Origin of the sequence: Campylobacter sp. CS_NA3, assembly GCF_027797495.1 — a bacterium.
Classification (GTDB): Bacteria; Campylobacterota; Campylobacteria; order Campylobacterales; family Campylobacteraceae; genus Campylobacter_B.
Map to the genome: position 1 here is coordinate 1,267,749 of NZ_CP115609.1, position 15,669 is coordinate 1,283,417.

The window sequence follows — 15,669 nt, forward strand, 5'->3', positions numbered from 1 at the left end:
TTGGAGAAATTAAGATATTTCCCCAAATTTAAAAAATTTACTGCAATCTTGCCAAAACCTGTCCGCTATCTACGGTTTCGCCTTGTTTGACTAAAATTTCAGCTATCACGCCGTCTCGTGGGCTTTCTATGTTGATTTCCATTTTCATGGCTTCTAGTATTACCACGGTTTGCCCTGCTTTTACATGTTCGCCCTCTTTTACGACGATTTTAAAAACATTGCTTGGCAAGGTTGCTTCGATTTCATTTCCGTTACCGCTAGAAACGGCTTTTGGTGCTTCGCTTTGGGCTTGTGCTTTTGGTGCTTCTACTTTTTTGATTTGCGGATAATTATTTTCACCTACGCCAACAGCCACTTCATATTTGTTACCATTTACGCTTACTTCATCGCCGTTTAGCGCGACTTCGTATTTATTTCCATTTACCAAAACGCTATATTTTCTAGTGCCTTTTTTAGGCGTATTAGCTGTTTTTGGCATATCTGAGTTTTTGCGAACCATAACCTTGCCTTCGCCTTTTAAGAAAGCAATTCCTTTTTCTTTACAAGCAAGAGCGATGAAAATATTTTCTTCATTTGCTTCAATACCTTCTTTTTCAAGCTCGGCTTTTGCATAGGCGATAGATTTTTTCTCATCTTTATCGGCTATATCAATCGCATTTTGCGTTGTCGGTTCTAGTTTTAGTTGCTCACTAGCCATTTTTACAATCTCAGGATCTGGCGCAACAGGAGTTTTACCAAAATATCCTAGCACCATTTTGCCATATCCGTCTGCGATTTTTTTCCAGTCGCCAAACATTACATTATTAAATGCTTGTTGGAAGTAAAATTGACTTACAGGTGTTACACTCGTGCCGTATCCGCCTTTTTCAACTACCACACGCATAGCCTTGATAACGGCGTTAAATTTATCCAAAATATTATTATCTCTCATCATTTGCGTATTTGCCGTTAGCGCACCACCTGGCATAGGCGAAAATGGTATCAACGGGCTTACTTGCGTAGCTTCCGGTGGCATAAAATAATCTTTCAAGCAATCATTTAATGTCTCTTCATAAATTAAAACTTTTTCAATATCAAGTCCGCCAAGATCGTAGTTTTTGCCTTTTACTGCATGAAGCATAGTTAAAATATCAGGTTGGCTCGTTCCGCCACTTACAGGGTGAGCTGCAAGGTCGATTCCGCTAACCCCTGCTTCAAGTGCTGCTAAATAACAAGCCACGCTAACGCCGGCTGTTTCGTGTGTGTGAAGTCTTATGTGCATATCTTCGCCAAGCAATCTTCTAGCCATTTTTATGGTTTGATATACTTTTTCAGGGCTACTTGTGCCGCTTGCGTCTTTAAAACAAAGGCTATCAAAAGGAATTCCGCTATCTAAAATTTGACGCAAAGTTTTTTCATAAAATGCCGTATCGTGGGCGCCTTCGCATTTTGGAGGAAGATCCATCATAGTAATTACGATTTCATGTTTTGCACCGTGAGCCTTGATTCTCTCGCCACTATAACGCAAATTTTCAACATCATTTAGCGCATCGAAGTTTCTAATGGTAGTCGTGCCGTGTTTTTTGAAAAGTTTTGCGTGAAGATCGACGATTTCGCGACTTCCTGTATCAAGAGTAACGGTATTTACGCCCCTTGATAAAGTTTGCAAATTTGCGCTTTCGCCGACGATTTCTCTAAATTTATCCATCATATCAAAAGCGTCTTCATTTAGATAAAAATATAAACTTTGAAACCTAGCCCCGCCGCCAAATTCGAAGTGATTAATCCCTGCTTCTTTTGCGGCAGCCACCGCGGGCAGGAAATCCTGCATAAGCACTCTTGCACCAAAAACAGACTGAAACCCGTCACGGAAAGTCGTATCCATGACATCGATAAATTTTTTCGCCATTACAAGCACCTTTTTTGAAATTTTTTAACAATCTTAAAATTTTAATGTTTCAAAATTATTTTTGGCTTAAAAAATTTAATTTTCAGCAAAAATTTATTTGCGATTTTTTACAAAAATTGATATTAATTTTTAAAAATATCACTTTATAAATTTAGCAAAAAGTCGCTATATTGGATAAATTTTAACGATATAAATTTATAAATTTAAATGCTAAATTTGCTAAATTTATACAAAATTTGTCTAAAAATAACTTTTTAAATTTGTAACAAGTTGTAACAATTTATTTTTATCGTTTATGAATTTATTGTAAAATACGGAAATTTAATCGAAGGATTGATTGTGAAAAAGAGTTTTTTAAAAGTTATTTGTGCGGTTTTTTGCCTTTTTTCTTTTGCATTTTGCGAGCAAGATGAACGCTATATCGTGCTTGAAAATCCGATTGAAAATGCCGAAAATTCGCTGATTGAGATTTTTAGTTACGATTGTCCGTTTTGTTATAAATTTGATGAAGTTATCAAAAAAATAATGTGCGAAAATACAAATTTGAAATTTATCCCTTATCATTTAGCAACTAGGGGCGAATTTGGGGTTTTAGGGAGCGAAATTTTTGCAAATTTGATAGCTTATGACAATAATAAAAGCGTTGATTTATTTGATGAGATTTCCGAATTTAATAGAGCCAAAAAGGCGATTTTCGCGGCATATCACGAGAAAAAAGAGCGTTGGGGCGGTGTGGCTGATGAAAACGGAAAAAATGCTTTTTTGCAAACCGCTTTGGCAAATTCGCAAATATCAAATTTTAAATTTGAAAATAACAGCACCACCGTTAGCGAAATTCTAAATTCTTGGGGTCTGGATAAAAACGGAAAAGCCTATGAAATCGCAAAAATTTTAGGCGTTCCTGCCTTTGTGATAAACGGAAAATATCTTATAAAAACAAGCTCTCTGCGTAGTTTTGAAGATATGGATAAGCTTGTTAAAGAACTAAGTTTAAAGGATTAAAATGAGCCTAAAAGCGATACTAATTAAAATCGGAAATTGGCAAAATGGACGGGATTTTTGGATTTATTTGGCGATAATTTCGGGCTTTTGTGTGTTTTTTTCGCACTATTTTTTCCAAAAATATCTTTTTATGTTGCCGTGCGAGCAATGCGTTTATGTGCGTTTTGCACTTTGTGTGATAGCTCTTGGTGCGATTTTTGCAGCCATTAATCCAAAAAATATATTTTTAAAAATTTTAGGATTTGTTTTTGGAATCTATGGTGTGATTTTAGGAATTAGCTCTGCACTTCATTTAAATGCCATCCACAAAGCACTTCACGGCGGAGATATGTTTGGAATTCAGGGCTGTTCGGCTGAACCAAAATTTATACTAAATTTGCCTTTGCATGAGATTTTTCCTGCGATTTTCAAACCATTGGGGGATTGTGGTTATGATATGCCCGTTGTTCCAAATGGCACAAAACTTGATGCCACGCAAGAAGTTTTAGTCAACCTCTATGAAAACGGCTGGTATTTAGTCCCACAAATGAGATTTATGAATCTTGCCGAATGCTCATTTATACTATTTTTTGTAATAGCAATTTTATTTGCACTAACAATTCTTTTTGGAATTTTAATGAGAAATAAATTTTAATAAATGCGGGAAAATCCCGCATTAATTTGTTGTTTCTACAAAAATTATACCATCTGTAAATGACATATTTGCCAAATTTTTTAAACTTCCAATTTGCCAAACCCTATTACATAAATCATTATTTAAATATATATTAAGAATAGTTTCATTAATATCTCTATATACAAATTCGGCGCAAGTTTCACCTTTTACTTTTATAGGATTTGAAACATTTGTCATAGAGGAAATATTTGAATTAAATTTTCCTTGCGAAACATAATAACCACCAATATCCTGAACTGCAAGTCTTATATTGGATGCTGCTTTTGAAACCTCAGCATCATCTCTTGTTGCTAGAAGTCTAGGCATGGCAACTGCCGCCAAAATGCCCAAAATAACGATCACGAAAATGAGTTCAATCATTGTAAAAGCTTTCATGTTTTTAACCTTTGTTAAAAAATTTTGCTTACATATTATACAACTTTTTTTTTAAAAATGTTAAATTTTATAAATTTCTAAGCATTTCATCCAAAAATTTGACATTGTTTCTATCTAAGACTAAATAAGGATTATTTATCAGGTTCTCGCTGTCGTATCTTGGTAGCTCACGCGTTTTTAGATCGATTATCATACCGCCACTTTGCACTACCAAAAAATCCCCCGCAGCGATGTCCCAAAGCGAAGACGGACCAAGCCTAGAATACGCACCTGCTTTGTTTTCGCAAATTCTACAAAATTTAATCGCCGAACCAATTCTTTTTAATTCATAACCAAATTTGTTAGCCAATTCTGTTCTTTTTGCCGAATTTCCGTGTCTTCCAAGTAAAAACAAATTTGGTGTCCTGTCGCATTTAGGCAAAATTTCGCCGTTTTTATAGACTATGCCTTCGCCTTTGCTATAAAAAAGCTCGTCGCTTACGGGGATATAAATCGCACTCAAAATCGGTCGCCCGGCTTTTATCAAAGCGATACAAACGCAAAATTCGCCGTTTTGCGCAATAAATTCTTTTGTCCCGTCAAGCGGATCAACAAGCCAAAACATTTCGGCATTTTTCCGTTCATCGGCACTTAAAATACTCTCTTCGGAGCAAATCGGAATCCTGCTTTTGCCTAAAATTTTTAAAATTATCTCATTTGCGGCTAAATCCGCCGTCGTAAGCGGAGATTTGTCTTCTTTTTCATAAATTTCAAATTTCTCATAATGCTTTAAAATTTCCTTACCTGCTTCTCTTGCTGCACTTATTGCTAAATTTAATAATTCTTGCACTTTAAATCCTTTTGAATTCAGATTTTACAATAAATTTGATTTATAAATTTTGAAAGAATTTGTCGAATTCGCAAATTTGCAAATTCGACAAAACATTTAGTTTTTCGGAGTTATATCTTTTGGGCCGACATAAAGTTGTCTTGGGCGAACGATTTTTATAGTATCTTGTTCTTTTAGTTCCATCCATTGAGAAATCCAGCCCGGACATCTTCCCATTACGAAAATTACCGCAAACATCTCTGTCGGGATTTTTAGCGCCTTTAAAATAAGACCTGAGTTAAAATCAACATTTGGGTAAAGGTTGCGCGAAACGAAATAATCGTCATTTAGCACGATTTCTTCAATTCTATTTGCAATTTTAATTAAATTTGAATCAATGCCGATTTCATCGATTAGTTGATTTCTCATTTTTTTAAGTACTTTTGCGCGAGGATCGTAGTTTTTATAAACTCTGTGTCCAAAGCCCATTAGTCTAAACGGATCGTTTTTATCTTTTGCTTTTGCGATATATTTATCGACATTATCGACACTTCCTATCATTTCTAGTTGGCGAATTACGCTTTCATTAGCACCGCCATGCGCATGTCCCCAAAGTGCGCCGATACCTGCACTAATGCAAGAATACGGGTGCGAATGTGTTGATCCGACAGTCCTAACCGTCGTGGTTGAAGCATTTTGCTCGTGGTCGCAGTGAAGCATAAGCACGGTATCAAAAGCTTTAACTTCGATTGGTCTTAATTCAAAACGAGAGTGCGGAAACGATCTCATCATATAAAGGAAATTCTCTGTAAATCCGCGATCAAGATCTGGGTAAATTTGCGGATAACCGCGTGAGTGGCGATAATAAAATGCTGCAAGTGTAGGCATTTTTGCAACTAATCTTTTTGCAAGTTCCATATACTCAACTGGATCATCAAAATTCATATCTCGTGAATAATATGTGCTAAGCGTTGCCACACAAGCCTGTAAAACTGCCATAGGGTGGGCACGATCAGGAAATGCGTCAAAAAGTTTTAAGATATTTTCATTGATAAAACAGCGAGTTTTTAACTCGGTTTTGAATTCTTTTAGCTCGTCTGAATTCGGAAGTCTTTTATTTAAAAGCAGATAAACTACATCTAAGAAAATTTTATTTTCGGCAAGCCACGCTATATCATATCCTCTGTGCAAAAGTTCGCCTTTTTCGCCGTCGATATAAGTTATTTGGCTTCGGCACATCGCAGTAGAAGTATAACCACGATCGAAAGTAAACATTCCTGTATCTTTATAAAATGTAGAAATATCTACAACACTAGGTCCTAAATTTCCGTCTAATATCGGGAAATTATATGACTTACCATTACGATTATCGGTTAGAGTTACGGAATTTTCTGCCATATCATATCCTTTCAAATTTTTTCTGAAATTGTAGCGAAAATATTATTAAAATTCGAAGGGGCTTAAAATCAGAAATAAAAATTTAAGATTTTTTTAAATTAAATACAAATTTGATTAAAACCATCGAAAAAACGGCTTCAAAAATACTTGATAAAACCAAAGCATAATAAATTTCATTGTTTATAATTTCAAGTGTTTTTCCGATCGTAGCTGTTGCTATAACCAAAGTTAGCGGCATAGAAAGACTTAAAGAAGTTAAAATCGTATTTTTTAATTTAAATTCTTTTAGAAAAACGCTTGAAGCAATCAATCTAAATGCGAACATTGAAACAACGATTATAACGATATTTGGTAAAACTCCCGGAAGCAAAACCGAACGCAAATCCACAGCAGAGCCTGTGTAGATAAAAAATATCGGCACCAAAAATCCAAAACCAAAACCCGATAATTTTTGTGGCAAATCTTTTTTATGTTCGAAAAATGTCGGTATGAAGGTTCCTGCGATAAATGCACCGATGACGATTTCAAGGTCTAACATTAGCATAATTCCTGCTACAAAAAACAAAATCGCCGCCGCAAAACGAATATCTTTTTCATTTTTGTCATATTTTGGCATAATGATTGTTTTTAAATTCGGATACCACCAAAATAGCGTTTCTAACCCTTTGAAAACAAAAGTCGCCATAAGCAAAAACGCACAAAGTGCAAAAATATGCAAAAACAAATCGCTTCCAAAGCCATTTTTTAGGTAAATTGCGCCGATGGTGATGACGCCTATGCTGATAACTTCGCCGATAATGCCTATTAGCATTGCTCGATTTAGCCAAATTTCGTTTTTGCCGTAATCTTTGTAAAGCGTAGAAAGCAAACCGATACTCATCGTAGGGATTACAATGGCAAAAATTTGCTCCAAATTAAAGCCAAAAACCAATAAAATAGTTAAAAAATATAAAATTGCCAAAAATAAAAGTACTTTTTTTAGAATTTCTCGTTTTATATTTAGGAAAATTTTTAAATCAACCTCAGTTCCTGCCAAAAACATCATATAGTAAAATCCAATCTCTGAAACTGATTTAAATAGCTCATTTTGCGGCAAAAAGCCAAAAAAACCAAAAATCATACCAAGCAAAATTTCAGTCGGAGAAATGGGAATTTTTATCACTTTTGCGACATAAGGAGAGAGAAAAATAATCAAAGCAACGCTAAATAAAATGGAAATTTCACTCATAAAATAATTTCCCTTTGGTTCCAAAATTTCTCGCCAAAGTCCTTTTCAACCTTAAAAACTCTAAATTTGCTATTCTCAAATTCGATGTATGCAAATTCGTGTTTTGGTTTTTTTCTAGCGCAAATTTCACCCGAATTTAGCGTTAAATTTACGCCGTTTAAAACACTAGCGAAAAAATGCGTATGCCCGTAAATGGTTAAATTTGCCGAATTTTCAAAATAAAACGGGTGGTGCATAAGGCGAATTTTTAAATCTTTAAATTCAAAATCATAAGGCTCAGGATAAATTTCAAATTCACTTTCGCAACTTTTTAAAAAAGAATCATTATTTCCCAAAACGGCTTTATACGGAATTCCGCTATCTCGCATATCTTTTAGCGTAGAAATTTCTACGATGTCCCCTGCATGCAGCAGCAAATCCACGCCCTTTTCTTTTAGATAATCAATCGCACTTTTTGCGATGTCAGAGCGATGATGAGAATCCGAGATAACGCCGATTTTTAGCATATTTTAATCTTGTTTTTCTTTAAATTTACAAGCCGGACACTCGAAAAAAGTTCCGCTTTTTAGCTCTTTTTTTACTAAATGCGATTTTTTGCACTCAGGGCATTTTAAATTTGTCGGTTCGTAGTTGCTTACAAATTTGCATTTTGGGTAACTTTTACAGCCGTAAAATTTGCCCCGCCTTGAAAATCTCTCCACGATCTCGCCACAGCACTCAGGGCATTTCACGCCGATTTCTTTGGCGACTTTTTTGGTCGCATTTTGCGAATTTTCATCGCCATTTTCGCTTTTTAAATTCCTTGAATATTTGCATTTTGGAAAATTCGAACAAGCGATAAATTCGCCATATCTCCCACTTCGTTTTAGCAGATCTCCGCCACACTCAGGACATGCTTCGCCGATACTGATAGCTACTTTTTGACTAGCGATATTTGTTTTTCCTTCGCTTATTTTTTCTATAAAAGGATAGTAAAAATCAGATAAAATTTCTTGCCAATCTGCCTTATTTTCGGCTATATCGTCAAGTTTTTCTTCCATTTTTGAAGTAAATTCGCTATCAACTATATTTTCAAAATTTTTCTCCAACATTTCCGTAATTTTAAATGCAATCTCGGTTGGCACTAGCTGCTTTTTCTCGATTTCGACATATTTTCTAGCACTTAGTAAAGAAATCGTCGGCGCATAGGTCGATGGTCTTCCAATACCCAAACTTTCTAGCTTTTTAACCAAACTAGCTTCTGAATACCTTGCAGGTGGTTCTGTGAAGTGTTGTTCGCTAGAAATTTTTTCTAAGCTCATTTCATCGCCGATATTTAGGCTTGGCAAAATTCTATCTTTATCCAAATCACCGTAAATTCGGTAAAATCCGTCAAAACTTACCTTTCTACCGCTTAGCCTAAATTCGCTTTTTTGCCCTTTAATATTTATGGTTTGAATTTGCGACACGCTTGGCGTCATTTGCGAAGCCACAAATCGGTTGTAAATAAGCGTATAAAGTCTTGCTTCATCTTTTGGCAAAGTCGCCGCCGCAAGCTCTGGCGTAAATTTCAAATCAGTAGGCCTTATAGCTTCGTGTGCTTCTTGTGCGCCTTTGCTTGAAGTTGTATAAAAATTTGGGCTTTTTGGCAGGTAATTATCGCCAAATTCGCTCTTTATGAAATCTCTTGCCATAGCGATGGCTTCTTTTGCGATATTTAGCGAATCAGTTCTCATATAGGTTATCGCACCGCCTGATTTCGTATTTACGCCCTCATAAAGGCTTTGAGCCAAACTCATCGTTTTTTTAGGGCTAAAACCAAGACTTGAACTAGCACTTTGTTGCAAGGTTGAAGTCATAAACGGCGCATAAGGATTTGTTTTTCGCTCTTTGCTCTCAATCGAACTAACGCTAAATTTCTCTATTTTAACACTTTTAACTATTTCATCAGCAAATTTAGCAGAATTTACGCTTAGTTTTTCCATTTTAACGCCGTCAAACTTAACAAGCTCGGCTTCAAGTTTTTTCTTAAAAATCGCATCGATACTATAATATTCAACGGGCTTAAAAGCCTTTATTTCGCGCTCTTTATCTACTACGATTTTTAGAGCTGCACTTTGCACACGCCCTGCACTTAACCCTTTTTGGATTTTTAAATTTAAAAGCGGACTTAATTTATAACCAACAATTCTATCTAGCAAACGCCTTGCTTGTTGGGCATTTACGCTATCGATATTTAGTTTGCGTGGCGAATTTAAGGCGTTTTGGATTGCGGTTTTTGTGATTTCATGGAAAACAATGCGTGGCAAGGATTCTGGTTTTTTGCCGATAGAAACGGCGATATGATAGGCTATTGCTTCTCCTTCTCTATCTTCGTCCGTTGCAAGGTAAATTTGATCGCTTTGTTTGGCAAGATTTTTTATCTCTTTTACAACCGCGGCGTGGTCGCTACTGATTTCATATTGTGGTTCAAAATGATTTTCATCGATTTTTATACCAAATTTCTTTGTCGGCAAATCCCTAATATGCCCTTTTGAAGCGATTACTTCATACTCATCGCCTAAAAATTTTTTAATCGTTTTAGCTTTTGCAGGAGATTCTACAATTATTAAATTTTTCATATTTTTACCTTAAATTTAACTCTTTAAATTCTTGTATTCTACCAAAAATTTATTTATTTCAAAATTCGTGGCAAAGTAATGCCTGTTTGACTTTGGTATTTGCCTTTTTTGTCGCTATAACTTACTTCGCACGGCTCATCGCCTTGCAAAAATAAAACTTGCGCAATGCCTTCATTTGCGTAAATTTTGGCAGGAAGCGGTGTTGTGTTTGAAATCTCAATCGTAATATGACCTTCAAATCCCGGCTCAAACGGCGTTACATTTACGATTATTCCGCACCTTGCATAAGTGCTTTTGCCAAGACAAATGGCTAAAACATCGCGGGGCATTTTAAAATACTCCACAGTTCTAGCAAGTGCGAACGAATTTGGCGGGACAATGCAGACATCGCCTACAAAATCAACCACATTTTTTTCATCAAAATTCTTTGGATCGACAACCGTTCCGCCGATATTTGTAAAGATTTTAAACTCATTTCCTACTCTTATATCATATCCGTAGCTAGAAACGCCGTAACTTACCACGCCTTTGCCAACATTTTCTTCGCAAAACGGCGTTATCATCTCGTTTTCTACGCTCATTTTTCGTATCCACTTGTCGCTTTTTAAACCCATTTAAAATCCTTAAAATTTTTTTGGCGAAATTATAGCAATAAATTTTTAAAATGCAAATTTTCGTAAAAGCAAATTCAAAAAGTTGAAAACTTTTTTATAAATTTGATTTTATGAGAAAATTTGCTTCGCAAATTTACAAAACTAGTTTTTATTTATGGTAAAATTCGCTTAAATTTTTAAATTTACAAAGGATAAGCTATGAATTTCTTAAACAAAGTCGCATTAACTACATTTCTAGCTGCTTCAACGCTTGTTGCAAAACCTACTATTTATATATTAGCTACCGGCGGGACGATTGCAGGTAGCAGCGAAAGCACACTTAGCGGAGACTACACATCAGGCACGGCCACCGTAGATCAGCTTATAGCTTCTGTTCCTGAAATAAAAGAACTCGCAACTATAAAAGGTGAGCAAATTTCAAATATCGGCTCACAAGAGATGAATAACGAAGTCTGGCTAAAACTCGCAAATAGAGTAAATGAACTTTTGGTTAAAAACGATGTTGATGGCGTGGTTATCACGCATGGAACCGATACTATGGAAGAAAGTGCGTATTTTTTAAATTTGGTAGTAAAAAGCAAAAAACCTATCGTTTTTGTGGGAGCCATGAGACCTGCGAATTCTATCGGAAGCGACGGGGCATTAAACATTTTTAACGCCGTAAATGTCGCGATAAATCCAAAAAGCTGGGGAAAAGGTGCGTTGGTTGTCTTAAACGATGAAATTCACGCCGCAAGAGAAGTAAGCAAAACAAATACAACTTCGGTTGCTACTTTTGCTTCGCCAAATTCGGGTAAAATCGGAAGTGTAAATTTTGGCATTGTAAATTATTATATGCAAAGCACACGCAAACACACGGTAGATAGCGAATTTAACATAAAAGATATAAAAGAATTTCCACGAGTTGATATTGTTTATGCTCACACAAACGATACGGCAGATTTTGTAAATTTAGCCGTAGAAAAAGGTGCAAAAGGTATTATTTTAGCTGGTATGGGAAACGGAAATCCATATCCAAGTGTCGCAGAAGCACTTGAAAATGCTGCAAAAAGTGGCGTTATCGTAGTTCGCTCATCTCGCACAGGAAGCGGCTCGACTAGTGTCGGTGGCGAAGTAGATGATGAAAAACTCGGATTTTTAAGCGGGGATAATTTAAATCCGCAAAAAGCGAGAGTTTTGCTGATGACGGCTTTAAGTAAAACAGATGATAAAAATAAAATCAAAGAGTATTTTGCGACGCATTAAATTTCTATGAATTTAATCTCGATTGAAACGAGCCTAGCAATTCCACATATCGAACGAATTAAGGATTAAATTTATTGCAAATTTACACGAATTTTGAATTTATTTTATAAAATTTGGTAAAATCATCGCTAAATTTGATGAAAGGATTTGCGATGAATAAATTTAGAGTTTTATTTTTGGCAGTTCTTATGACTTTTTTCCTAACAGGTTGTGCTAGTAGCGGTGTTGCGCGAAATTCAGGCATTATAAAATCTAGCGATCCGATTTTTATCACAAATTTACCAGATAAAAAGCTCGTAAATGTCGCATTTACAAACACTAGTAATTTTGATTCAAATTTAACCACTGCGATCGAAGAATATCTCATACAAGACGGATATAGCGTAGTTTCAAAAGACAAAGCAAATATTTTAATCGAAGGAAATTTAAACTATTTTAGACGCATTGCTTATAGAGATGATAGATTTCGCCCGACATTTGGTTTTGGATTTGGTATGGGTAGATTTTCACGCCACTTTGGGCTTGGCATGGGTATGGGATTTCCGTTTGGCTGGGGCTGGGACGACGATTATTACGGCGTTACAAGCTATATTTATGACGGGCAATTAAGCCTTTTGATTAGGGTTAAAAACGGCAAAGAATTTAAAGATTACGCAACAAATTTAAACTATCAAAGCGAACCTGACGCTGGCGGTATCGCACGAGTAACCGATTCGTTTAATTACAAAGTTTATCAACAAATTTCACAATTTTTAAGTAGGCAATAATGATAATTAAAGAAAACAAAAAATCTGCACTTTACACGCTAATTGGAGCGATTATTCTCATAGTCGCAGGAACACTTGGAACGCTAAACAACGAAGGCGGGGCTTATATTTTTGCACTCATCGTGGGGGTTGCTTGTATAGGATTTTGCATAGCAAAACTGCTTAGTAAAAATTATATGGAAATTTATGATGACGGATTTATGATTGAACACTCTAAAAAACAGATGAAATTCAATTTTAAGGACATTGAAGATATAGGCATAAGAACATTTCACACGACAAAAAATGTGCAGGTTTTAAATTTCAAATTCAAAAAAAATTTTTCGTGCGAAGATAGATTTAATTTCGTTAGATTTTATAGTGAAGATGAAGCTACTTTGCCAAACATTTACGAAAAATCATTTTATGAAATTTGCGGAATTTTAAGAAATAAATTCATCGAATTTAAAGAAAAGAGCGAACAAATTTAGCCTATGTTTGTCTCTTTTTTAAACGGAGCGATTTTAAGCTTTTCCCTAATCGTCGCCATCGGCGCACAAAATGTTTTTGTTTTACAACAAGGACTTATGAAAAATCATATTTTTGTTGTTTGTTTTATCTGCTTTATTTGTGATGCGATTTTAATGGCGTGTGGGATTTTTGGTATCGGCGGAGTTTTTGCAAAAAATGAAAATTTATCATTTTGGCTTGGCGTGTGTGGCATTTTATTTTTACTCGCTTTTGGCTTAAACGCTTTTATTTCGTCATTTCGTGGCTCAAATTTCGCTAAAATCAAAAATGCCGTCCCGCAAAAACTCTCAAAAACAGCGCTCAAAACCCTTGCCGTTACGCTTTTAAATCCGCATGTTTATTTAGATACCGTTGTTATCGTAGGCGGAATAGGAACCACGCTAAATTTGCAAGAGCGAATTTATTTTTGGTTAGGAAGTGTTCTTGCATCTTTTATTTGGTTTTTTTCTCTCGGATACGGCGCCATGAAACTTTCAAAACTTTTTATGAACGCAAAAGCTTGGCGAATTATTGATTTTGTAGTCGGTATTTTTATGTTTTATATAGCTTTTTTGTTGATAAGATTTATATTAAAAATTTAAATAAATTTAGATAAAATAAAGATTTTAATTTTAAATTTAAAAAGGATAAAAAATGCGATTATCTGTCAAAAACGGTACTAAAATCGATACCGTTGTCAAAAAAATAAAAAAAATGCTCGAAGATGAATATAAAGACGGGGTTTTGACATCAGGAATTAATATTTACATAGGTAGCGATACATGCAATGTTTATGATTGCGAAATTCAAAACAACATACAAGAAGCCTACGCCTATGCAAGGGGTAAATTTCGTAACGAAATGCTAACTTTTTTTGAAAATCATCTAAATTTAGACCTTTCAAAAGAGATAGAAAAATATAACACAAAATATAGAAAACACCTAGAACAAGGGCAAACCATGTTAGCCATGAAATACAAAGAGCTACTAGAAGATGCAAAAAAAATGCAAGAGCAAATTCCGTTTTACAGACAGCTATATGCTATGGTGATGACAACCGGCAAAAAAAGCACAATTCATCTTAAAGTCGCTGAAATCGGTAGAAAATGGGTAATAATCAGAGCTTATCAAGAATTTGACCTTGAAAACGGAGAGAAAATTTACTACGCAAACAAAAAAATATATGATAAAATCGATGAAAATTTTGGAAATCGATATAAATTCGCAATTTAAATTTGATAAAAGGAAAACAAAATGAGCCATATTTTGATTATCGGAGCAGGTGGAGTAAGCCGCGTAGCAACCGTGAAATGTGCGATGAATTCTGGGGTTTTTACCAAAATAACTCTTGCAAGTAGAACCAAAAGCAAATGCGATGAAATCGCTAAATTTATAAAAGAACGCCTTGGCGTAGAAATCGCAACGGCTAAAATCGATGCTGATGACACCGAAGCCGTGGCAAAATTTGCCAAAGAAATTGAAGCAGATTTGCTTTTAAATGTGGCTTTGCCGTATCAGGATCTCACACTAATGGACGCTTGTTTAAAAGCAGGAATCCCATATATCGATACCGCAAACTACGAGCACCCAGACACAGCGCACTTTGAATACAAACTTCAATGGGCAAAAAATGATGATTTTAAAAACGCAGGAATTCCCGCACTTCTTGGAAGCGGATTTGATCCGGGCGTTACAAATGTATTTTGCGCCTATGCACAGCAAAATTTATTCGATGAAATAAATGAGATTGATATACTTGATTGCAACGCAGGCGACCATGGATACGCGTTTGCGACAAATTTTAACCCAGAAATTAATTTGCGTGAAGTTTCAGCTAATGGCAGATACTGGGAAGATGGCTCGTGGATCACCACAAAACCGCTTGAAATAATGATGAAATGGGACTATCCTCGTGTCGGCGTAAAAGATAGCTATTTGCTTTATCACGAAGAAATGGAAAGCCTTGTTAAAAATATCAAAGGCTTAAAGCGAATTCGCTTTTTTATGACCTTTGGGCAAAGCTATCTTATGCACATGCGTTGCCTAGAAAATGTCGGTATGCTTCGAATCGATGAAGTGAAACACAACGGTATGAAAATCGTGCCAATTCAATTCCTAAAAACACTTTTGCCAGATCCTGCAAGTTTAGGACCACGCACAAAAGGCAAAACAAATATCGGCTGCGTGATAAAAGGCGTCAAAGACGGAAATCCACGCAAAGTTTATATTTACAATGTCTGCGACCACGAAGAGTGCTACGCAGAGACTGGCGCACAGGCTGTTAGCTACACCACAGGCGTGCCAGCTATGATAGGCTCGATGATGATAGCAACTGGCAAATGGAGCGGAAAAGGCGTATTTAATATGGAAGAATTTGATGCCAAGCCATTTATGGACGAGCTAAATCGCCAAGGCTTACCATGGGAAATCATCGAAATGGATCCAAACGAAAGTAGAGTTGTGGAGTAAATTTATGAGTGAAATTTGCTAAATTTACGCACTGCAAAATCGCTAAATTTCACTAAATTTATAGACAAAATTCGCCAAATTCGGCAAATTTAAAGTCGAATTTGGCGAAT

The 15,669-nt window shown here is 35.7% G+C and carries 16 protein-coding genes; 8 read left to right on the forward strand and 8 right to left on the reverse strand.

The window, feature by feature from the left end:
• Nucleotides 1-37: 37 nt before the first annotated feature.
• Complete coding sequence (locus PF026_RS06315; RefSeq protein ID WP_270863655.1) at nt 38-1,888, reverse strand: biotin/lipoyl-containing protein; 1,851 nt, start codon at nt 1,886-1,888, stop codon at nt 38-40.
• A gap of 339 nt (nt 1,889-2,227) precedes the next feature.
• Here PF026_RS06315 and PF026_RS06320 point away from each other — a divergent pair, with 339 nt between their 5' ends.
• Nucleotides 2,228-2,890, forward strand: coding sequence for a thioredoxin domain-containing protein (locus PF026_RS06320; protein ID WP_270863656.1), 663 nt, complete (start codon nt 2,228-2,230; stop codon nt 2,888-2,890).
• Nucleotide 2,891: 1 nt separating this feature from the next.
• Nucleotides 2,892-3,524 (forward strand): protein-disulfide oxidoreductase DsbI, encoded by a 633-nt coding sequence (dsbI, locus tag PF026_RS06325; RefSeq protein ID WP_270863657.1) that lies wholly within the window; start codon nt 2,892-2,894, stop codon nt 3,522-3,524.
• 21 nt (nt 3,525-3,545) lie between these two features.
• On the opposite strand, the gene PF026_RS06330 is transcribed toward dsbI, so the two are convergent.
• The 7 genes from PF026_RS06330 to dcd form a co-directional block, all read right to left on the reverse strand.
• Nucleotides 3,546-3,941: a type II secretion system protein gene (locus PF026_RS06330; RefSeq protein WP_270863658.1), complete on the reverse strand. Its 396-nt coding sequence runs from the start codon at nt 3,939-3,941 to the stop codon at nt 3,546-3,548.
• 67 nt (nt 3,942-4,008) lie between these two features.
• Nucleotides 4,009-4,770, reverse strand: coding sequence for a 3'(2'),5'-bisphosphate nucleotidase CysQ family protein (locus tag PF026_RS06335; RefSeq protein WP_270863659.1), 762 nt, complete (start codon nt 4,768-4,770; stop codon nt 4,009-4,011).
• Between the two features lie 96 nt (nt 4,771-4,866).
• Complete coding sequence (locus PF026_RS06340) at nt 4,867-6,147, reverse strand: citrate synthase (protein ID WP_270860477.1); 1,281 nt, start codon at nt 6,145-6,147, stop codon at nt 4,867-4,869.
• A gap of 82 nt (nt 6,148-6,229) precedes the next feature.
• Nucleotides 6,230-7,375, reverse strand: coding sequence for a cation:proton antiporter (locus tag PF026_RS06345; RefSeq protein ID WP_270863660.1), 1,146 nt, complete (start codon nt 7,373-7,375; stop codon nt 6,230-6,232).
• On the reverse strand, nt 7,372-7,881 hold the full coding sequence (locus PF026_RS06350; protein ID WP_270863661.1) for a YfcE family phosphodiesterase: 510 nt from the start codon (nt 7,879-7,881) through the stop codon (nt 7,372-7,374). The genes PF026_RS06345 and PF026_RS06350 overlap by 4 nt, the downstream gene beginning before the upstream one ends.
• 3 nt (nt 7,882-7,884) lie before the next feature.
• The gene (topA, locus tag PF026_RS06355) at nt 7,885-9,975 is read right to left on the reverse strand and encodes a type I DNA topoisomerase (RefSeq protein WP_270863662.1); all 2,091 of its coding nucleotides are present in this window, start codon (nt 9,973-9,975) and stop codon (nt 7,885-7,887) included.
• A 53-nt stretch (nt 9,976-10,028) separates the two neighbouring features.
• Nucleotides 10,029-10,589, reverse strand: a complete 561-nt coding sequence (dcd, locus tag PF026_RS06360) for a dCTP deaminase (RefSeq protein WP_270860473.1) — start codon at nt 10,587-10,589, stop codon at nt 10,029-10,031.
• A 198-nt stretch (nt 10,590-10,787) separates the two neighbouring features.
• Between dcd and PF026_RS06365 the strand changes: the two genes are divergently transcribed.
• The 6 genes from PF026_RS06365 to PF026_RS06390 all read left to right on the forward strand — a co-directional run bounded on the left by PF026_RS06365 (nt 10,788) and on the right by PF026_RS06390 (nt 15,559).
• On the forward strand, nt 10,788-11,834 hold the full coding sequence (locus tag PF026_RS06365) for an asparaginase (protein WP_270863663.1): 1,047 nt from the start codon (nt 10,788-10,790) through the stop codon (nt 11,832-11,834).
• A 152-nt stretch (nt 11,835-11,986) separates the two neighbouring features.
• Nucleotides 11,987-12,601, forward strand: coding sequence for a hypothetical protein (locus tag PF026_RS06370; RefSeq protein WP_270863664.1), 615 nt, complete (start codon nt 11,987-11,989; stop codon nt 12,599-12,601).
• Nucleotides 12,601-13,071, forward strand: a complete 471-nt coding sequence (locus tag PF026_RS06375; protein ID WP_270863665.1) for a hypothetical protein — start codon at nt 12,601-12,603, stop codon at nt 13,069-13,071. Before PF026_RS06370 ends, PF026_RS06375 begins: the two co-directional genes overlap by 1 nt.
• Before the next feature lie 3 nt (nt 13,072-13,074).
• On the forward strand, nt 13,075-13,692 hold the full coding sequence (locus PF026_RS06380) for a LysE/ArgO family amino acid transporter (protein WP_270863666.1): 618 nt from the start codon (nt 13,075-13,077) through the stop codon (nt 13,690-13,692).
• 52 nt (nt 13,693-13,744) lie between these two features.
• A complete protein-coding gene (locus tag PF026_RS06385) occupies nt 13,745-14,323 on the forward strand; it encodes a hypothetical protein (RefSeq protein ID WP_270863667.1) in 579 nt (192 codons plus the stop codon).
• 21 nt (nt 14,324-14,344) lie between these two features.
• On the forward strand, nt 14,345-15,559 hold the full coding sequence (locus PF026_RS06390; RefSeq protein WP_270863668.1) for a saccharopine dehydrogenase family protein: 1,215 nt from the start codon (nt 14,345-14,347) through the stop codon (nt 15,557-15,559).
• Nucleotides 15,560-15,669: the final 110 nt, after the last annotated feature.